Annotated in this window: 16 protein-coding genes; 14 read left to right on the forward strand and 2 right to left on the reverse strand. The window is 69.0% G+C overall.

Annotated features, from left to right (window positions below; translation table 11 throughout):
- The first annotated feature begins 119 nt into the window (after positions 1 to 119).
- From GBZ48_RS17450 to GBZ48_RS17485, 8 genes are all read left to right on the forward strand, one after another.
- Positions 120 to 1,490 (forward strand): FAD-containing oxidoreductase, encoded by a 1,371-nt coding sequence (locus GBZ48_RS17450; protein ID WP_174472164.1) that lies wholly within the window; start codon positions 120 to 122, stop codon positions 1,488 to 1,490.
- Between the two features lie 131 nt (positions 1,491 to 1,621).
- Positions 1,622 to 2,926, forward strand: coding sequence for a c-type cytochrome (locus tag GBZ48_RS17455; protein WP_209798412.1), 1,305 nt, complete (start codon positions 1,622 to 1,624; stop codon positions 2,924 to 2,926).
- Complete coding sequence (locus tag GBZ48_RS17460) at positions 2,923 to 3,414, forward strand: (2Fe-2S)-binding protein (RefSeq protein ID WP_174472165.1); 492 nt, start codon at positions 2,923 to 2,925, stop codon at positions 3,412 to 3,414. The genes GBZ48_RS17455 and GBZ48_RS17460 overlap by 4 nt, the downstream gene beginning before the upstream one ends.
- Entirely contained in the window at positions 3,411 to 5,681 is a 2,271-nt protein-coding gene (locus tag GBZ48_RS17465; protein ID WP_174472166.1) for a xanthine dehydrogenase family protein molybdopterin-binding subunit, read from the forward strand. The genes GBZ48_RS17460 and GBZ48_RS17465 overlap by 4 nt, the downstream gene beginning before the upstream one ends.
- A gap of 40 nt (positions 5,682 to 5,721) precedes the next feature.
- Positions 5,722 to 6,837, forward strand: coding sequence for an FAD binding domain-containing protein (locus tag GBZ48_RS17470; RefSeq protein WP_174472167.1), 1,116 nt, complete (start codon positions 5,722 to 5,724; stop codon positions 6,835 to 6,837).
- Positions 6,838 to 6,963: 126 nt separating this feature from the next.
- Positions 6,964 to 7,491, forward strand: coding sequence for a helix-turn-helix domain-containing protein (locus GBZ48_RS17475; protein ID WP_174472168.1), 528 nt, complete (start codon positions 6,964 to 6,966; stop codon positions 7,489 to 7,491).
- A gap of 64 nt (positions 7,492 to 7,555) precedes the next feature.
- Positions 7,556 to 8,158: a TetR/AcrR family transcriptional regulator gene (locus GBZ48_RS17480; protein WP_174472169.1), complete on the forward strand. Its 603-nt coding sequence runs from the start codon at positions 7,556 to 7,558 to the stop codon at positions 8,156 to 8,158.
- An 85-nt stretch (positions 8,159 to 8,243) separates the two neighbouring features.
- Positions 8,244 to 9,497, forward strand: a complete 1,254-nt coding sequence (locus GBZ48_RS17485) for a YbfB/YjiJ family MFS transporter (protein WP_174472170.1) — start codon at positions 8,244 to 8,246, stop codon at positions 9,495 to 9,497.
- Here the strand turns inward: GBZ48_RS17485 and GBZ48_RS17490 are convergent.
- Positions 9,446 to 10,396: a LysR family transcriptional regulator gene (locus GBZ48_RS17490; protein WP_174472171.1), complete on the reverse strand. Its 951-nt coding sequence runs from the start codon at positions 10,394 to 10,396 to the stop codon at positions 9,446 to 9,448. The genes GBZ48_RS17485 and GBZ48_RS17490 overlap by 52 nt on opposite strands.
- A gap of 95 nt (positions 10,397 to 10,491) precedes the next feature.
- Here GBZ48_RS17490 and GBZ48_RS17495 point away from each other — a divergent pair, with 95 nt between their 5' ends.
- Together GBZ48_RS17495 and GBZ48_RS17500 are read left to right on the forward strand one after the other, a co-directional pair.
- Positions 10,492 to 11,508, forward strand: coding sequence for an NADP-dependent oxidoreductase (locus GBZ48_RS17495; protein WP_209798411.1), 1,017 nt, complete (start codon positions 10,492 to 10,494; stop codon positions 11,506 to 11,508).
- Positions 11,509 to 11,700: 192 nt separating this feature from the next.
- Positions 11,701 to 12,099, forward strand: coding sequence for a GNAT family N-acetyltransferase (locus GBZ48_RS17500; RefSeq protein WP_343049577.1), 399 nt, complete (start codon positions 11,701 to 11,703; stop codon positions 12,097 to 12,099).
- Positions 12,100 to 12,214: 115 nt separating this feature from the next.
- Here the strand turns inward: GBZ48_RS17500 and otnI are convergent, their stop codons facing one another.
- Positions 12,215 to 13,048, reverse strand: a complete 834-nt coding sequence (gene otnI, locus GBZ48_RS17505) for a 2-oxo-tetronate isomerase (protein ID WP_425485999.1) — start codon at positions 13,046 to 13,048, stop codon at positions 12,215 to 12,217.
- 180 nt (positions 13,049 to 13,228) lie between these two features.
- On the opposite strand from otnI, the gene GBZ48_RS17510 reads away from it, so the two are divergent.
- From GBZ48_RS17510 to GBZ48_RS17525, 4 genes are all read left to right on the forward strand, one after another.
- Positions 13,229 to 13,918 carry an MOSC domain-containing protein gene (locus GBZ48_RS17510; protein ID WP_174472174.1) on the forward strand — a complete coding sequence of 230 codons (690 nt, stop codon included), beginning with the start codon at positions 13,229 to 13,231 and terminating at the stop codon, positions 13,916 to 13,918.
- A 223-nt stretch (positions 13,919 to 14,141) separates the two neighbouring features.
- The gene (gene aspA, locus GBZ48_RS17515; protein WP_174472175.1) at positions 14,142 to 15,557 is read left to right on the forward strand and encodes an aspartate ammonia-lyase; all 1,416 of its coding nucleotides are present in this window, start codon (positions 14,142 to 14,144) and stop codon (positions 15,555 to 15,557) included.
- Between the two features lie 131 nt (positions 15,558 to 15,688).
- Positions 15,689 to 16,963, forward strand: coding sequence for a dicarboxylate/amino acid:cation symporter (locus GBZ48_RS17520; protein ID WP_174472176.1), 1,275 nt, complete (start codon positions 15,689 to 15,691; stop codon positions 16,961 to 16,963).
- A gap of 98 nt (positions 16,964 to 17,061) precedes the next feature.
- Positions 17,062 to 18,903, forward strand: a 1,842-nt coding sequence (locus GBZ48_RS17525; protein ID WP_174472177.1) for a sensor histidine kinase, incomplete at its 3' end; no start/stop codon positions are given.

Below are 18,903 nucleotides of genomic sequence, written 5' to 3' on the forward strand. Positions count from 1 at the left end.
GATCGGCACGGCTTGCCGCAAGTCATACCTTGGTTTGCTTGGAAGACGCCCGGCACCGGCGTTACCATCCTGCCCCACGCCATTTCCCCGAAGAACGCAACCGGCCGCAGGAGCCTGCCATGGTCGACGCCATCATCATCGGAGCCGGCCAGGCCGGGCCGCCGCTCGCCGAACGTCTAACCGCCGCCGGCATGAGCGTGGCGGTGGTCGAGCGCAAGCTGTTCGGCGGCACCTGCGTCAACACCGGCTGCACCCCAACCAAGACGCTGATCGCCAGCGCCCGCGTCGCCCAGATGGCCCGGCGCGCCGCCGAATACGGCGTGGTGCTGGACGGGCCGGTGCGCATCGACATGGCCCGGGTCAAGGCACGCAAGGACGAGGTTTCCGGCCGTTCGCGCCAGAATGTCGAACGCTGGCTGCGCGGCATGCCCAACTGCCGGGTGTTGCAGGGCCATGCCCGTTTCGAATCGCCGGGCAGCGTGCGCGTCGGCGACGAATTGCTGACGGCCGAGCGCATCTTCCTCAATGTCGGCGCCCGTGCCGCGATCCCGGACATGCCGGGGGTGCGCGACGTCGATCTCCTGACCAGCGGCACGATCCTGGACCTCGACCATGTGCCCCGTCATCTGGTGGTGGTCGGCGGCAGCTACATCGGCCTCGAATTCGCCCAGATGTACCGCCGCTTCGGTGCCGAGGTGACGGTGGTGGAGAAGGGGGAGCGGCTGATCGGCCGCGAGGACCCCGACGTGTCCGACGCGATCAGGGAGTTGCTGGAGAAGGAGGGGGTGACCGTCCGGCTGTCGGCCAACTGCATCCGCTTCGCCCGCCATGCCGACGGGGTGGAGGTGGGGGTGAACTGCACGTCCGGCACCCCGTCGGTGGTGGGAAGCCATGTGCTGCTGGCCGTCGGCCGCACGCCCAACACCGACGATCTCTGCCTCGACCGCGCCGGCGTGGTGACGGATTCCCGCGGCTTCGTCACGGTGGACGACAAGCTGCGCACCAATGTGCCGGGCATCTGGGCGATGGGCGACTGCAACGGGCGGGGCGCCTTCACCCACACCGCCTACAATGATTTCGAAATCGTCGCGGCCAACCTGCTGGACGGCGACCCGCGCAGCGTGGACGACCGCATCCAGGCCTATGCGCTCTACACCGATCCGCCGCTGGCGCGCGTCGGCATGACCGACGAGGCGGTCCGCCGCTCCGGCCGGCGGGCGCTGGTCGGCCAGCGGGCGATGACCCGCGTCGGCCGCGCGGTGGAAAAGGGCGAGGCCCAGGGCTTCATGCGGATCGTCGTCGATGCCGACAGCCAGGAGATTCTGGGGGCCGCCATCATCGGCCCCGGCGGCGACGAGGCGATCCACGGCGTGCTCGACATGATGTACGCCAAGGCGCCCTACCCCACCCTGCAACGCGCCGTCCACATCCATCCCACTGTCGCCGAACTGCTGCCGACCCTGCTGGGCGAACTGAAGCCGCTGGAATAGGAGGAGCCGAAAGCGGGTTTTGTTCAAAAAATCCCGCTTTCAATCTTCAATAGCGAGGCCGGAATTTCCGGCACCCTCCCTGGACTATCCGCCAGCCCGCAGTTCCCGCGGCGGACCACAGGAGGTGCAGGATGAAACGAGCCCGATGGACCGGATGGGCGGCAGGCAAATGGGCGGCCGGAGGCGCCCTGGTCTGCCTTGTCGGTGTCGGCGCGTTCCTGGGCATGGCTCACCGCAGCGGCCTGCCCGCCGTTCCCCCGCCCAAAGCCGCCGATTTCCCGGCGGAGATGCTGACCCGCGGCGCGGCACTGGCCGCCATCGGCGACTGCATCGTCTGCCACACGGCCGACGGGGGCGTGGCCTATGCCGGCGGCCGGGCATTGGCGACGCCGTTCGGCACGCTCTATTCGACCAACATCACGCCCGATCCGGAAACCGGGATCGGCGGCTGGTCGAAGGAGGCGTTCAAGCGGGCCATGCGCGACGGGGTATCGCGGGACGGCCGCCATCTCTACCCGGCGCTGCCCTACGACCATTACCGGCAGGTGCATGACGGAGATCTCGACGCGATCTACGTCTTCCTGATGTCCCGGCCGGCAGCCTCTGCGCCGGCCAAGGCGAACGAGCTGATCTTCCCGCTGGGCTTCCGCCCGCTGCTGGCCGGCTGGAAGCTGCTGTTCCTGCATCAGGAGGATTTCGCGCCGCGGCCGGACCGCGATGCGGAGTGGAACCGCGGCGCCTATCTGGCCGAAGGGCTCGGCCATTGCAGCGGCTGCCACAGCCCGCGCAACATCGCTGGGGCCGAGAAGACGGGCTCCGACGCCTATTCCGGCGGCGTGGCGGAAGGCTGGATGGCGCCGGCACTGAACGGGTCCAGCCCGTCGGCGGTGCCCTGGACGGCCGACAGCCTGTTTACCTACCTGCGCACCGGCGTCGATGGCCGCCACGGCGCCGCCGCCGGGCCGATGGGGCCGGTGGTGCATGGCCTGTCCCGCGCACCGGAAGCCGATGTCCGCGCCATCGCCACTTACATCGCCTCGTTGTCGGCAGATCGGGCATCGAAAGCACCGGCCGCTGCCGACCGAGCGGCGGAGGCCGCCAGGACCAACCCGGCCGGTGCCACGCTCTTCGCCGGGGCCTGCGCCGGTTGCCACGAGGGCGGCGCACCGATGATGACTGAGGGGCGTCCCGGTCTGTCGACGGTCACTGCCTTGCAACTCGACCGGCCCGACAACGCGATCCGCGCCATCCTGCAAGGCATCCATGCCCCCACCGGACCGGCCGGACCGGCGATGCCGCCCTTCGCCGCCAGCCTGACCGACACGCAGGTCGCCGACCTCGCCGCCTATCTGCGGTCCCGTTTCAGCGACCGGCCGGCCTGGACCGCGCTGGAAACCGCTGCCGCCACCGTCCGCAAGGAGGAGTCCCAGCCATGACCGTCACCATCACCGTCAACGGCGCCGACCATGCGCTTGACGTCGACCCGGCCACGCCACTGCTCTATGTGCTGCGCGACGACCTGGAACTGAACGGGGCGAAGTACGGCTGCGGGCTCGGCCAGTGCGGCGCCTGCACCGTTCACATCGACGGCAAGCCGGCCTTCTCCTGCCTGACGCCGGTCGGTGCGGTCGCCGGACGGCGCATCCGCACGGTGGAAGGGCTGGGCAGCGCCGAGGCTCCCGGCCTGCTGCAACAGGCCTTCGAGACGGAACAGGCCGCCCAGTGCGGCTACTGCATCGCCGGAATGCTGATGCGGGCCCAGGCTCTGCTCGACCGCAATCCCGATCCGGACGAGGCGCAGATCCGCGCCCACATGCAGACCAATCTCTGCCGCTGCGGCACCCACATGCGCATCCTGCGCGCCATCCGCCGTGCCGTCGCCATGCGCAAAGGGGTGCAGGCGGCTCAGGAGATTCGGCCATGAATCCGATCCTGTCGCCCCTGTCCCGCCGCGGCTTCCTGACCGGCGGCGCCCTGGTGGTCTCCTTCGCCCTGGCGCCCAGGGCCTTCGCCCAGCTCGCCGGCGGCGGCGAGGGCGGTGCCGGCCCGGCCGTGGTGGCGCCCGATTTGAAGGGAAGCCTGAAATCGGCGCCCTGGCTCGATGCCTGGATCCGCATCGACGCCGATGGCCGGGCCACCGTCTTCACCGGCAAGGTCGAACTGGGCCAGGGCATCCGCACCGCCCTGATCCAGGTCGCGGCGGAGGAGCTGGACATCCCGCCCGCCGCTGTCACCCTGGTCACTGCCGACACCGAACGCACGCCGGACGAGGGGCTGACCGCCGGCAGCCATTCCATGCAGGACAGCGGCACGGCGATCCAGAACGCCGCCGCCAACGTGCGCATGCTGCTGGCCGCCGAGGCGGCGAAGATCTGGGATCTGCCGGTCGGGCAGGTCAGCACCGGCGGCGACGGCAGGCTGCGCGCACCGGATGGCCGGACCCTGTCCTATGGCGAGGTGGCGGCGCGGCTGTCGCTGCATGTGCAGGCGGTGCCGGACGCGCCTTTGCGCAAGCCGTCGGACTACCGCACGCTGGGCCGCGCGCTGCCGCGGGTGGACATCCCGGCAAAGCTGACCGGCGGTGCCGCCTATCTGCACGACATGCGCCTGCCCGGCATGCTGCACGCCCGCGTCGTCCGCGGCCCCAGCGTCGGCACCGGTTTGCAATCGCCCGATCTGGACACCGTCGCCCGCATGCCGGGCGTGGTGAAGATTGTCCGGCAGGGCGGGTTCCTGGCCGTGGTGGCGGAGCGGCAATGGACGGCGATCCAGGCCCTGCGTCACCTGCAACGGGCGGCCTATGCCCGTGCCGCGCAGCCGCCCCTTCCCGCCGACGGCAGCGGAGACGCCGTGGCAGCGACGCTGAAGGCGCTGCCGGCCCGCGACATCGCGATCATGGACACCAGCGATCCCGTGGGACCGGCGGTCCGCAGCGTCAAGGCGCGCTACACCCGCCCTTGGATCAGCCATGGCTCCATCGGCCCGTCCTGCGCCATCGCCCAGTATATGGACGGCACGATGACGGTGTGGACCCACAGCCAGGGCACCTTCGACGTCCGCCGCGTCGTCGCCGAACTGGTCGGCCTGCCGCCGGAGAAGGTCCATGCCATCCATGCCGAGGGTGCCGGCTGCTACGGCCAGAACGGCGCCGACGACGTGGCGGCCGACGCAGCGGTGATCGCCAGGGCCCTGCCCGGCCGGCCGATCCGCCTGCAATGGATGCGCGAGCAGGAATTCGGGTGGGAGCCGCTCGGCCCCGGCATGATGACGGAACTGGAGGCGGAACTGGGCGCCGATAACCGGATCGTGTCCTGGCGCCATGCAGTCTGGAGCAACCCGCACAACAACCGCCCCGTCGGGGCGGGTGGCGTTCTCGCCGGCAACGAGGCCGATCCGCCCTTCCCCGCCCCCGAAGGCAAGCCGATCCCAATGCCGGAGGGCGACGGCAGCCGCAATTCCAATCCGCTCTACAGCTTCGCCAACACCCATGTCGTCTATCATTTCCTGAAGGACATGCCGGCGCGCGTCTCCGCCCTGCGGTCCCTGGGCGCTCATCTGAACGTGTTTTCCATCGAAAGCATGCTGGACGAGCTGGCCGCAGCAGCAGGCATCGACCCGCTGGCGATCCGGCTCGACCATATGCGGGACGAGCGGGCGCGCGAGGTCATGCAGGCGGCGGCCGACCGCTTCGGCTGGCCGAAGCGCGTCAAGGGCGACGGCCGGCACGGCTGTGGCATGGCCTTCGCCCGCTACAAGAATCTCGGCGCCTACTGCGCGGTGGCGATGGAGGTGGAGATCGACCGAGAGACGGGCCGGACGATGGTCCGCCGGGCGGTCGCCGCGGTGGATTGCGGCCAACCCGCCAACCCCGACAGCGTGCGCAACCAGATCGAAGGCGGGCTGGTGCAGTCGCTCAGCTGGACCGGCCGGGAAGCGGTGCGTTTCGCCCCCGACCGCCGTGCCAGCTTCGATTGGAGCAGCTACCCGATCCTGCGCTTCGACGATGTGCCGGGGTCCGTCGAAGTGGTGGTGATGGACCGCCCCGGCGCCCCCTTCCTCGGCACCGCCGAGGCGGCGCAGGGACCGTCCGCCGCGGCACTGGCGAACGCCATCGCCAATGCCACCGGCGTGCGCCTGCGCGACATGCCGCTCAGCCCGGATCGGCTCAAGGCCGCACTCGGTCCTGTTTGAGTTGGCCCTGTTTGAATTGGCCCTGCTTGAAGGAAAAGCCATGAAGACCCTGCGTGTGAGGATCGTCGGCGGATCGGTCGGCGGCCTGTTCGCCGCCGCCCTGCTGCGGCAGGACGGGCACGACGTCCGCCTGTATGAGCGCTCCAGCGGCGGGCTGGCCGGCCGCGGCGCCGGGCTGGTCGGTCAGCGCGACCTGTTCGCCCTGCTGCGGGCGGTGGGCTGCGAGCGTGTGGCGCAGGTCGGCGTCGTCGCCCATGAACGTATCTTCCTCGACCGCGCCGGAGAAATCCGGCAACGGCAGGCGACGCCGCAGATGCAGATTTCCTGGGACCACCTGTACGCCACGATGCGCAGCAAGGTGCCCGACGACAGCTATGTCCTGGGCCGTGCCGTCCTCGCGGTGGAGCAGGATGGCGCCACGGCGACCCTGCAATTCGACGATGGCAGCCGGGAGGAGGCCGATCTGGTGATCGGTGCCGACGGGCTGGGCTCCATCGTGCGCTGTGCGGTGGTGGGCAGGCACGCCGCCAACGGGTATGCCGGCTATGTCGCCTGGCGCGGGCTGCTTCCGGAACGCGAGCTGCCGGCGGAGTCCGCCGTCCTGCTGGACCGGTTCGCCTTCTTCGACATGCCGCAGTCGCACACGCTCGGCTATCTGGTCACCGGGCCGGCGGCGGAGACGGCGGTCGGCCAGCGGCGCTACAACTGGGTCTGGTACAGACGGGTGGCGGCGGCCGAGTTGCCGGTGCTGCTGACCGACGCCAAGGGACGCCACCACCCCCACTCGCTGGCGCCGGGGCAGGTGCCGGAGCCGGTGGCGGCACGGCTGCGGCAGGACGCGGCGGACCGGCTGCCGCCGCCCTTCGCCGCGGCCATCGCGGCGGAGTCCCGCCCCTTCCTACAGGCCATCTTCGATTACGAGGTGCCGGCGATGACGCGCGGTCGGGTCGCTCTGCTGGGCGATGCCGCCTTCGTGGTCCGTCCGCACACGGCGATGGGCGTCGCCAAGGCGGCGGGGGACGCGATGGCGCTCGTCCGGCAGCTGTCGAACCATCGGGACATCGAGACCGCCCTCCAGGCCTACAACGAGGAACGCCACCCAGCCGGGGCTGCCATCGCCGCCTACGGACGTCGGCTGGGCGCGATGCTGGAGTGAGCATCATACCAAGGGATAGCAGCCGTAAAGCCATGGGTCGATGCGGGCGACCCCAGCGTGCGATTCCGCCATGTGCTCCAGACAAGCGAAGCTTCCTGCACGCCATGCCATGCAGGAAGTCCCCCGATGCTTCAGCCCGCAACCGCCGATGACAGGATGGTCGCCTCGCTGGTGACCCGCGCCCTTGCGGTGCTGGACCATGACCCCGACGGCGCGCGGCGCTGCCTCGACCGGCTCGCCTCCCTGTTCGCCGACCGGCGGGACGAGCCGGCGGCCGTCGCCGCACCGCCGCCATCCCAGGGTGGCCTGACCTCGTTGCAGCTCCGCCGGGTGACCGGGCATATCGAGACCAACATCTCCCGGCCGCTCAGGGTGGAGGCGCTGGCCGCCCTCGTCGGGCTCAGCAGCGGGCATTTCACCGCCGCCTTCAAGGCCAGCACCGGCGAAACGCCCCATTCCTACGTCATCGGGCGCCGCGTGCATCTGGCCCAGCGCCTGATGCTGGAAACCGACGAGCCGCTCTGCCAGATCGCCTGTGCCTGCGGTTTTGCCGATCAGGCCCACCTGACACGCCTGTTCGGGTCCAGGGTCGGGCAGACGCCACTGCGCTGGCGCAAGGCAGGGCGGCGTTTGCGCAACACCGAAACTCCTTGACCCCGGACCGTCCCACCCTGATTTTAGATCATACGATCTAAAACGGGTTCGGGAGGCGGAAGCGATGGCTCGGCCGCGGAAGTTCGACGAGACGGCGGTGCTGGACGCGGCGGTGGACCGCTTCTGGACCCAGGGCTTTGAGGCGACCTCCACCCGGGAACTGGCGGAGAGCATGCAGATGACTCTCGCCAGCATCCACAACGCCTTCGGTGACAAACGGACGCTGTTCCGCCGCTCGCTGGAGCATTACCTGAACGGTTCCCTGCGCGCCCGCATCGCCCGGCACGAGGCGGCACCCTCCCCGGCCGCGGCCATCGCCGGCTTCCTGCGGGAAAGCATCGAGCGCTCGCTCGGCGACGGCTGCCGGCGCGGCTGCCTGCTGGTCAACTCGGCGCTGCAGGTCACGCCGGCCGATCCGGAGATGCGCGATTACCTGAACGCCGAACTGGCGACCATCGAGGATTTCTTCCGCCGCTGCATCGTCAGGGGACGGCAGAGCGGCGAGATCCCCGCCGGCATCGATGCCGACGATGCCGCCCGCCTGCTCTTCTCCAACCTCCTGGGAATCCGGGTTCTGGCCCGTGTCCGCCCCGAACGCAGTCTGCTGGAGGGGGCGGCCCGCGCCGCCCTCGCCACCCTCGGCCTGCCGCCGATGCCGGACATCTGACCCCACCCTCCGACCTTCATTCCCGAGATTTCCCGATCAACCGGGCGGGCCGCAGCCGCGGCGCCGTCAACAGGGACGCACGCCCATGAGCACGACCTCCATTGGTGCGAAGGATCGCCTCGACAGTTCCGCCTGGATGGCGACGTTTGCCGGCATGGCAGGCAGTCTCGTCGCCATCGGCTTGGCACGCTTCGCCTACTCCCCGCTGGTTCCGTCGCTGATCGAGGCGCACTGGTTCTCCGCCGGCGATGCCGTGACGCTGGGGGCGGCGAATTTCGCCGGATATCTGGCGGGCGCCCTGCTCGGCCGGCCGATGGCCGGGCTGCTGCCGAACCGGGCGCTGCTCCGGCTGCTGATGCTGGCGACCTCCCTTGCCTTCATCGCCTGCGCCTATCCGCTGTCGCTGGCCTGGTTCTTCGGATGGCGCTTCATCTCGGGCCTTGCCGGGGGTGCAATCATGGTGCTGGTCGCGACCAGCATCCTGCCCCACATCCCCGCCTCGCGGCGCGGCTTCGTCAGCGGGATGATCTTCCTCGGTATCGGCCTTGGCATCGCCGCGTCGGGCACCGCCGTGCCGGCGCTGATGCGGCTCGGTCTGCACGAGACGTGGCTCGGGCTGGGCGGGCTGTCGCTGCTGCTGACCGCCCTGTCCTGGTTCGGCTGGCCGGCCTCGGCGCCGCCGCAGGGAATCGCCGCCCCGGCGGTCGAGCATGCCCCGAAGCATGAGGGAGGGATCCTACGCACCCTCTACGGCGAATATGCGCTGAACGCTCTCGGTCTGGTGCCGGTGATGCTGCTGCTGGTGGATTACGTCGCCCGCGGCCTGGGCAATGGCGCGGACACCGGTGCTTTCTATTGGGTCCTGTATGGCGTGGCGTCGGTGGCCGGGCCCGTCGCCGCCGGATCGCTGGCCGATCGGGTCGGCTATGCCGCGGCCTACCGCATCGCCCTGCTGCTCCAGGCGGTATCCGTCGCCACCCTGGCGGCCAGCGGCAATCCGGTGGCGGTCGGGGCTGCGACGGTGGTCCTTGGCGCCCTGACGCCGGGCGTGGTTCCCCTGGTGCTGGGCCGCATCCACGAACTGCTGCCGCACAGCCAGACCGAACAGCGGGCGGCCTGGAGCCGGGCCACCACCGCCTTCGCCCTGTTCCAGGCGCTGGGCGGCTACGGATACTCCTATCTCTTCACACACAGCGGGCAGAGCTATGCCGCCGTCTTCCTGTGCGGCGCCGTCGCCCTGGCGGTTGCGCTGGGCGCCGACATCCTCATCAACGCCCGCCGCCACCGTCACTCCGGAAAGCGGGCCGAAAAGCGGGCCGCAGCTGTCATCCGTTCCTGAAACGCCTCCTGCAACAGGGCCAGGAAGGCGCGCACCGCCGGGTTGGTGCGGCGGCTTTCCGGCCAGAGCGCGGTGATGTTGTGCCGCTCGACGGCGAAGTCGGACAGCACCGGGACCAGTTCGCCGCGCACCACATAGGGGGCGGTGATGAAGGTGGCGGCGATGCCGATGCCGCCGCCGGCCGCCAGTGCGGCGACCAGCGCGTCGCTGACATCGACGACGATGCCGGAGGGCGGCACGACCTCGACCAGACGCTCGCCGATCCGGAAGGGCCAGCGCAGCGTCTGCCCCGTGCTCTGGAAGCGCAGGCTGACGGTGTCGTGCCCGTCCAGCCCGTCCGGGTGCGCCGGCGTGCCGCGGGCCGCCAGATAGGCGGGCGAGGCGAAGCAGCAGAGCCGGTGCGACGCCAGCCGGCGCGACAGCAGCCGTGAGTCCGCAAGCTCGCCGATCCGCACCGCGACGTCGATCCCCTCCTCGATGAGGTCGACCATCCGGTCGCTCAGGCGCAGATCGACCGAAACCTTGGGATAGAGCCGCCGGAACGCCGGCAGTGCCGGTGCGATGACATGGACGCCAATCGGCAACGATGCTGCAACCCGCAGCGTGCCCGAAGGCTCCGAGCGGGCCGCCATCGCCGCCTGCTCGATCTCCTCCGCATCGCGCAGCAGCCTCAACGCCCGCTCGTGCAGGTCCCTCCCCTCCGCCGTCAGCGTCAACGAACGCGTCGTCCGGGTGAACAGCGACACCCCGAACCGCTGCTCCAGCCGCTGCACGCTCTTGCTGACAGCCGAGGGCGAGACCGACAGCGAACGGGCGGCGGCGGTGAAGCTGCCCAATGTCCCGGCACGGGCGAAAGCGATCAGGCCGGTCAGCCGCTCCAGGGCAATTTGTTCCTTCATGGCATAAGTGAAGCGATATCAGCCCCGATTATCAATCCCAAAACCGCCTGCCATATGGTCATCCGGTCTTAGAAACCCTGGATAAGGAGACCATGATGAGCGAGACGATGAAAGCGGTCCGGCTGCACGCCTTCGGCGGTCCGGAGGTTCTGGTTTACGAAGACGCGCCGAAGCCCGAACCGAAGCCGGGCGAGATCCTGATCCGCGTCCATGCGGTCGGCGTCAATCCTCCCGACTGGTATCTGCGCGACGGCTATCGGATGCTTCCGCCCGAATGGCAGCCGCAGGTGTCCTTCCCCGTCATCGTCGGAACGGATGTTTCCGGCATTGTCGAGGCCGTCGCCGACGATGTGCGGACGCTGGCGCCCGGCGACGAGGTCTATGCGATGATCCGTTTTCCCACCGGTCTCGCCGGGGACAGCCGGGCCTATGCGGAGTATGTCACCGCACCGGCGACGGATGTCGGCCGCAAGCCGGCCGGCATCGGCCATGTGCAGGCTGCCGCCGCCCCGATGTCGCTGCTGACCGCATGGCAGTTCCTGATCGATCTGGGCCACGACGAACCGAGCCCGCTCCAGCCGCACCGGCACCGGCCGGTGCCGCTCGACGGCAGGGCCGTGCTGGTGAACGGAGCCGCCGGCGGTGTCGGGCATCTTGCGCTTCAGCTTGCGAAATGGCGGGGCGCACACGTCATCGCCGTCGCCTCCACCCGGCATGAGGCGCTTCTGCGCGACCTCGGCGCCGACGAGGTCATCGATTACACCAAGGTCAAGGCCGAGGAGACGGTGCGCGGGGTCGACCTCGTCGTCGATGCGGTCGGCGGTCCATCCTCCGCCCGGTTCCTGAAGACGCTGAAGCGCGGCGGCGCCCTGTTTCCGATTTTCCCGTTGGGCCTCGACGCCGCGGCCGAGGCGGCAGAGCGGGGCGTCACGGTTTCGGCGACACAGGTCCGCTCCAACGGCGCACAACTGACGGAGATCGCCGGGCTCCTCGACAACGGCACCCTCCGCGTCGTCATCGACAGCGTCTTCCCCCTCGCAGAAGCCCATCTGGCGCACGAGCGTGCCGCGAAGGGGCATGTCCAAGGCAAGATCGTGCTCACCGCCGTCTGAGCGGGCGATCCGGCCACGCATTGCCCGCTGGATGCGCATAGCCAAACCAATCAATCTCCAAGCTCAAGCCCAGGCTTGCAACCTGCTTCACACACGCACCATTCTGTGACCGCAGCAGGTATGGGAAAGCGGACACCGAGAGGACGCGACGTGCAGTCAGAGATTGTTGAGATTTCCGAAGGACTGACAGAAGTGGCCGTGCCGGCCCTGCGGGTTCTGTGGCCGAAATACGATGCGGCGGAGATGACCCGCATCATCGACACGGAGTTGCGGCCGAACGGCTACCGCCTCGCCGGCATTATTCCCGAGGCGGGCGGCCCGGCGGCCTGTGTCGTGGGCTTCCGCCTGCAACATTCGCTGTGGCTGGGTAAGTCCCTCTACATCGTCGACATGGCGACTCTGCCGGACTATCGCGGCCGCGGCTATGCCGCCCTCATCCTCGACTGGGTGAAGGCGGAGGCCGAACGGCTGGACTGCACGGCGCTGCATCTCGACTCCGCCGTCGGTCCGGAGCGCAGCAGCGCCCATCGCGTCTATATGGGCAAGCGCTACCAGATCGCCTGCCACCACTTCGTGCACAAGCTGGGCTAGAGTGTGATCGGTTCAAGCGGAATCGCTTGAAGCGTGAATCACACGGAAAATCAAATGCTTAGAGTCTGTCTGATGCTTCAATAGGCATCAGACAGACTCTAAGCCCGCGGGACCGTCACCGGGCCGCTGCGCGATACGGGGCGAACCAGCCGAGCCCGTCGAGCGTGGCGGCGCGCGGCCGGTATTCGCAGCCGACGAAACCGCCGTAGCCGAGCCGGTCCAACTCGGCAAGCAGGAAGGGCCAGTTCAGTTCCTCGCCGTCCGGTTCGTTGCGCGACGGGACGGAGGCGACCTGCACATGCCCAACCAGCGGCATCAGCCGGCGCAGCGCCACGGTCACGTCGCCATGCAGGATCTGCCGGTGGTAGAGGTCGAACTGGAGCCGGACGTTGGGCAGCCCGGCCTCGGCGATCAGCCGTTCGGCAAGGCCGAAATCGTTCAGGAAATAACCGGGCATGTCGCGACCGTTGATCGGCTCCAGCAGCAGCTCGATCCCGCGTTCCGCCAGCACCTCTCCGGCGTGGCGGACGGCCCGCCGGTAGGCGTCGAGCGCCACCGGATCGGCGGAATCGGCCAGCCCGGCCATCATGTGGAGGCGCCGGCAGCCGGTTGCCCCGGCATAGTCCAGCGCCGTGGCGACCGCAGCACGGAACTCGTCGAACCGGTCCGGCAGTGCGGCAAGCCCGCGCTCCCCGGCTGCCCAGTCGCCGGGCGGCATGTTGAACAGCGCCTGGGTCAGGCCATTGCGCTCCAGCCGCTGCGCCACCGCGTCCGGCGCATGCTCGTAGGGAAAGAGATATTCGACCGCCCGAAACCCGGCATCGGCGGCGGCGGCGAAGCGGTCCAGGAACGGCCACTCCGTGAACATCATCGTCAGGTTCGCGGCGAAGGCGGGCATGGCGGCGGTGAACTCCCACAGGCTGCTGGCGGTGTCGGGAGCCTGCATCATCCGGCAACCTCCGGGCAACCGCCGGCTTTCCGCCGGACAGCCTCTCCGTTGTCTTACGCGTGCGCACCGCAATGCTGACCTGCCAAGGCGGCGCCTTGGCTGGCGCCGGCTGGGCAGCGATAAGGGGGGTCTTGCAAAAAGCCCCAGCCGGGCGACAGCCACAAAAGCGGAGAAGGGCCGATGACCAAGTCCACCATGCTGAACGCAGTCCTGACCGGCAAGGCGGTTCCGTTCGGCCGGCCGGACACACTCAGCGCCATCGGCAAGCATCCGGTCGATGCCGCCATCGCCATCGGTCCGGCCGGGCTCGAGGGCGACGAACAGGCCGACCGCCGCAACCATGGCGGGCCGGACAAGGCGATCCACCATTATCCCTTCGACCATTACGCGGCATGGCGCGGTGACCTGCCCGCCCCCTGCCCGCTGCTGGAGTCCGTCGGTGCCTTTGGCGAGAACCTTTCGACGCTCGGCCTGACGGAGGAAACGGTCTGCGTCGGCGACATCTTCCGCATCGGCACGGCGACGGTGCAGGTCAGCCAGGGGCGCCAACCCTGCTGGAAGCTGAACCACCGCTTCGGCGTGAAGGACATGGCGCGACGGGTGCAATCCACCGGCCGGACCGGCTGGTATTATCGCGTGCTTGAGCCGGGCACCGTCGCCGCCGGAGACGGGATCACTTTGCTCGGGCGTCCGCTGCCGGACTGGCCGCTGGCCCGCATCCTGCGCGCCTTCTACCACGACACCGGCGACCTCTCCACGCTCGCTGGCATCGCGGAATTGGAGCCGCTCGCCACCGGCTGGCGCACGCTTGCCCGACGCCGGGTGGAGAGCGGCAGGGTGGAGGACTGGTCCAACCGCCTCGGCGAGTAATCCGGCGCGGGCAGCCCGCCCGGCCCGTTCGGATTTCCGAACGCCCAGAGGCGGGCCGCGTTCGGAAATCCGAACATCAGCGGTTCTGACCAGCAATCCTATCCAAAAAGATCAATGGCTTAGGCCGCGACGTCCTGTCAGCCCGCGCTGGCATGGCGGTTGCTCCTGATTGGTTGCGTCCCGCGCAGACGGGACGGTCTCAATCAAGGGAGCGAAACGTACGATGCCTGCCACAACGCGCACCGAACACGACCTGCTGGGCGACCGCGAAGTCCCGGCCGATGCCTATTACGGCGTCCACACCCTGCGCGCTGTCGAGAATTTCCCGATCACCGGCACGCCGATTTCCCATTACCCCGATCTGGTCCGCGCGCTTGCCGAGATCAAGATGGCAGCATCCCGCGCCAACCATGAACTCGGGCTGCTGAACGCCGAGCGGGCCGACGCCATCGCCGCCGCCTGCCGCGAAATCCGCGCGGGCAGGCTGCACGACCAGTTCGTCGTCGACGTTATCCAGGGCGGCGCCGGCACCTCGACCAACATGAACGCCAACGAGGTGATCGCCAATCTGGCGCTGGAGATCCTGGGGCATGGCCGGGGCGACTATGCCCATCTGCACCCCAACGAGCATGTCAACATGAGCCAGTCGACCAACGACGTCTATCCGACGGCGCTGAAGCTGGCGACCTACACCGGCATCTTCCGGCTGGTGGAGGCGATGGGCCATCTGCGCGCCGCCTTCCAGCGCAAGGCCGACGAGTTCCGCGACATCCTGAAGATGGGCCGCACCCAGTTGCAGGATGCCGTCCCGATGACGCTGGGGCAGGAATTTTCCACCTACGCCGTCATGCTGGCCGAGGATGAGGAGCGGCTGAAGGAGGCCGCCCTGCTGATCCGCGAGATCAACCTGGGCGCCACCGCCATCGGCACCGGCATCAACGCCCATCCCCAGTATGCCGCGCTGGTCTGCCGCCGTCTGGCCGAAATCAGCGGCGTGCCGGTGGTCACCGCCCCCAATCTGGTGGAGGCGACGCAGGATTGCGGCAGCTTCGTCCAGCTGTCGGGCGTGCTGAAGCGGGTGGCGGTGAAGCTGTCCAAGACCTGCAACGACCTGCGCCTGCTGTCCAGCGGCCCGCGCGCCGGTTTCGGCGAGATCAACCTGCCGGCGCGTCAGGCCGGCTCGTCGATCATGCCGGGCAAGGTCAACCCGGTGATCCCGGAGGTGGTCAACCAGATCGCCTTCGAGGTGATCGGCAACGACATGACCGTCACCTTCGCCGCCGAAGCCGGTCAGCTCCAGCTGAACGCCTTCGAGCCGATCATCGCGCACAGCCTGTTCAAGAGCATCAACCACCTGCGCCAGGGCTGCCTGGTGCTGGCCGACCGCTGCGTCGACGGCATCACCGCCAACCGCGACCATCTGGAAGCGGGCGTGCGCAACTCCATCGGCATCGTCACCGCGCTGAACCCCTACATCGGCTACGCCAACGCCACCGAGGTGGCCGCCGAGGCCCACCGCACCGGCAAGGGCGTCGCCGAACTGGTGGAGGCGCGCGGCCTGATGACCGCCGCCGCCCTGGCCGAGGTTCTGCGGCCGGAGGTGCTGACCCAGCCGCGGCTGCTGGCGACCGCCGGCTGACCTTCTCCGCCACCCGGCCCCGTTTCCGGTCCTCTCTCCAGACATGGACGGCGGACCAGGGGGCCGGCTCCCATCGACCGCAACCCGGCCGGCGCGTAGAGGCGGGCGGGACAAGGTGAGGTAACAGGACCATGAACAAACAGACGACGCTGATCATCGTCGCCATGCTGCTGGGCATCGTCACCGGCTATGTCTGCAACAGCCTGTTCGATGCGGCCACCGCCAAGGAGATCGCGGGCTATTTCGCGATGGTGACGGACATCTTCCTGCGCCTGATCAAGATGATCATCGCGCCCCTGATCTTCGCCACCCTGGTCGCCGGCATGGCCGGCATGGGCGACGCCCGCACCGTCGGCCGCATCGGCGGCAAGGCGGTCGGCTGGTTCCTGATGGCGTCCTTCGTGTCGCTGTTCATCGGGCTGATCTTCGCCAACCTGCTGCATCCGGGCGCCAATGTGGGCGTGCCGCTGCCCGACGTGGCGGCCAGCGCCGGCCTGAAGACCTCCGCCCTGAACCTGAAGGATTTCCTGACCCACGTCTTCCCGCGCAACTTCTTCGAGGCGATGGCGAACAACGAGATCCTGCAGATCCTGATCTTCTCGGTCTTCGTCGGCCTCGCCATCGGCCAGCTGCGCGACACCAAGGCCGGCCTGCTCGCCCGCTCGATCGAAGAGGTCGTGCCGGTGATGCTGAAGGTCACCGACTATGTGATGCGCTTCGCTCCCATCGGCGTCTTCGCCGCCGTCGCCAACGTGGTGACCACCCAGGGGCTGGGCGTGCTGCTGGTCTACGGCAAGTTCATGGGCAGCTTCTACGTGGCGCTCGCGGTGCTGTGGGCGGTGCTGGTCTTCGCCGGCTTCGTCGTTCTGAAGGGCGACGTGTTCCGCGTGGTCAAGGCGATGCGCCAGCCGATGCTGCTGGGCTTCTCCACCGCGTCCAGCGAATCCGCCTATCCCCGCGTGATGGAGGAGTTGAAGACGCTGGGCGTGCGCGAACGGGTGATCGGCTTCGTGCTGCCGCTCGGCTATTCCTTCAACCTCGACGGCTCGATGATCTACACGGCCTTCGCGTCGCTGTTCATCGCCCAGGCCTATGGCATCCCGCTGACGCTGGAACAGCAGATCGTCATGCTGCTGGTGCTGATGGTGTCGAGCAAGGGCATCGCCGGCGTTCCGCGCTCCTCGCTGGTGGTGGTGGCCGCGGTGCTGCCGATGTTCCACCTGCCGGAGGCCGGCGTGCTGCTGATCATGGGCATCGACCATTTCCTCGACATGGGCCGCACCGCCACCAACGTGCTGGGCAACGGCATCGCCACCACGGTGGTCGCCAAGTGGGAGAACGCCATCGGCACTGAGGAGGACGAGGAGGCCGGTGCCGCCCTGCCCTCCCCGGCCGCTGCCGAGTAACGGGCCGATACCCTGACGGAGCGGTACAGAAGACAGGCGGGCAATGGAACGGGGCTTCTGCTATGATGCGGAGGCCCCTCTCCCTGCCCGCCTTTTTCATGCCCGCCGCCAGACGCCTCCGCACCATCGGCCTTCTCCTGCCGGCGCTCGCCGGTCTGGCCCTGCTTGCCGGCGTCGTGGGCTTCCGCATCAGCGAGGGGATGGGCCTCGCCGCGTTGCAGGAGACCGGGCACCACCGGCTCGACCTCTATGCCGAGAGCCTTGAGCGCGAGATCGACAAATACGCCTATTTCCCGGCGACTCTGGGGCTGGAGCGCGACGTCCTCGACCTCGTCACCGGACGGGCGCCACTGGCCTGGGGGCTGAACCGCTATCTGGAACGGCTGAACGAGCGGGCCGGCACCCTGTCGATCTATGTGCTGAACCGCCGGGGCCGGGTGCTGGCCGCCAGCAACTGGAACCGCCCGGACAGCTTCATCAACGAGGATCTGTCCTACCGCCCCTATTTCATCGAGGCCGCCGCCGGCCGCCAGGGCCGGTTCTTCGGGGTCGGCACCACGCGGGGGGAAGCCGGCTATTACCTCTCCTCGCCGCTGACCGAGGATGGCGCCATCGTCGGCGTCGCCGTGGTGAAGGTCAGCCTGGAGCAGCTGGAGCAATCCTGGTCGACGGTCGAGGCGCCGGTGCTGGTCGCCGACGAGAACGGCGTGGTGATCCTTGCCTCCGTACCCTCCTGGAAATTCACCACCCTGCGGCCGATGGACGAGCCGACCCGCCGCCATTTCGACCAGACCCTGCAATACAACGCCCGCCCGCTTTCGCCGCTGGGGCTGATGCGGCAGGATCGCATCGCCGCCGACGCCGAACTGGTGCGCCTCTCCCGCCCGGCCGACGGGCAGTTGGAGGAGACAGTTTTCCCGGTGTCCGGCGGGTTCCTGGCCCAGACGGCCCCCCTGCAAGGCACCGGCTGGACGATGACCGTGCTGTCGCCGGTCGATCAGGTGACCGGCATGGCCTGGACCCGCGCCGCCCTCGCCGCGATGGGCAGCGCCGTCCCCGGCATCCTGCTGCTGATGTGGGTGCAGCGCCGCCGCCACCTGCATGAGCTTGAACGCAAGGTGGAGGAGCGCACCCGCAACCTGCGCGCCGCCCAGGACGAACTGGTCCATGCCGGCAAGCTGGCGGTGATCGGCCAGCTCTCCGCCGGTCTGGCGCATGAACTGAACCAGCCGCTGGCGGCGCTCCGCACCCTGTCGGGCAACACGGTGAAGTTCCTCCAGCGCGGCAATCTGGAGGCGGCGCAGGGCAACCTGGAGCGCATCGCCCATCTGGTGGACAGCATGGGAGCGCTGACGAGCCAGCTTAAATCCTTTGCCCGCAAATCCTCCGGCGCCCCCCGCCCCATCGCGGTGCGACGGCCCATCGACAATGCGCTGTTCCTGCTGGACCAGCGGCTGCGGCGCTCCGGTGTCGCCATGCAGGTCGACGCGCCGGAGGATGTCGCGGCACTCTGCGATCCCAACCGGCTGGAGCAGGTGCTGGTCAATCTGGTCGCCAACGGCCTGGATGCGCTGGCCGGTCGGACGGGAGGCAGGCTGACGCTGACCGCCCGGACGGAGGGCGACCGGGTGCGTATCGAGATCGCCGACAATGGCCCCGGCCTGCCCGCCGAGGTGTTGCCCCGCCTGTTCGAGCCCTTCTTCACCACCAAGGAGGCGGTGAAGGATGGGACGAAGGAGGGAAGCGGCGGGCTCGGCTTGGGTCTTGCCATCTCGGCCGGGATCGTGCGTGACTTCGGCGGCGCCCTGACCGGGGCGAACGGCCCGGATGGCGGGGCGGTCTTCACCATCGACCTTCCCGCCGCCGCCCTGCCCAACGACCCGGCCTCAATCCTTGCCGCCACACAGGCCGGAGAGCTCATATGTCCGACCCTGCCGCCC

Source organism: Azospirillum melinis (genome assembly GCF_013340935.1).
Classification (GTDB): Bacteria; Pseudomonadota; Alphaproteobacteria; order Azospirillales; family Azospirillaceae; genus Azospirillum; species Azospirillum melinis.

Excerpts from the sequence above, each read along its gene's own strand:
- GBZ48_RS17510 (WP_174472174.1), top strand. The coding sequence starts at position 13,229 with ATGACCAAGTCCACCATGCTGAACGCAGTCCTGACCGGCAAGGCGGTT.
- GBZ48_RS17455 (WP_209798412.1), top strand. The coding sequence starts at position 1,622 with ATGAAACGAGCCCGATGGACCGGATGGGCGGCAGGCAAATGGGCGGCC.
- GBZ48_RS17520 (WP_174472176.1), top strand. The coding sequence starts at position 15,689 with ATGAACAAACAGACGACGCTGATCATCGTCGCCATGCTGCTGGGCATC.
- GBZ48_RS17490 (WP_174472171.1), bottom strand. The coding sequence starts at position 10,396 with ATGAAGGAACAAATTGCCCTGGAGCGGCTGACCGGCCTGATCGCTTTC.
- GBZ48_RS17495 (WP_209798411.1), top strand. The coding sequence starts at position 10,492 with ATGAGCGAGACGATGAAAGCGGTCCGGCTGCACGCCTTCGGCGGTCCG.
- GBZ48_RS17460 (WP_174472165.1), top strand. The coding sequence starts at position 2,923 with ATGACCGTCACCATCACCGTCAACGGCGCCGACCATGCGCTTGACGTC.
- GBZ48_RS17475 (WP_174472168.1), top strand. The coding sequence starts at position 6,964 with ATGCTTCAGCCCGCAACCGCCGATGACAGGATGGTCGCCTCGCTGGTG.
- GBZ48_RS17465 (WP_174472166.1), top strand. The coding sequence starts at position 3,411 with ATGAATCCGATCCTGTCGCCCCTGTCCCGCCGCGGCTTCCTGACCGGC.
- aspA (WP_174472175.1), top strand. The coding sequence starts at position 14,142 with ATGCCTGCCACAACGCGCACCGAACACGACCTGCTGGGCGACCGCGAA.
- GBZ48_RS17485 (WP_174472170.1), top strand. The coding sequence starts at position 8,244 with ATGAGCACGACCTCCATTGGTGCGAAGGATCGCCTCGACAGTTCCGCC.
- GBZ48_RS17450 (WP_174472164.1), top strand. The coding sequence starts at position 120 with ATGGTCGACGCCATCATCATCGGAGCCGGCCAGGCCGGGCCGCCGCTC.
- GBZ48_RS17480 (WP_174472169.1), top strand. The coding sequence starts at position 7,556 with ATGGCTCGGCCGCGGAAGTTCGACGAGACGGCGGTGCTGGACGCGGCG.
- GBZ48_RS17470 (WP_174472167.1), top strand. The coding sequence starts at position 5,722 with ATGAAGACCCTGCGTGTGAGGATCGTCGGCGGATCGGTCGGCGGCCTG.
- otnI (WP_425485999.1), bottom strand. The coding sequence starts at position 13,048 with ATGATGCAGGCTCCCGACACCGCCAGCAGCCTGTGGGAGTTCACCGCC.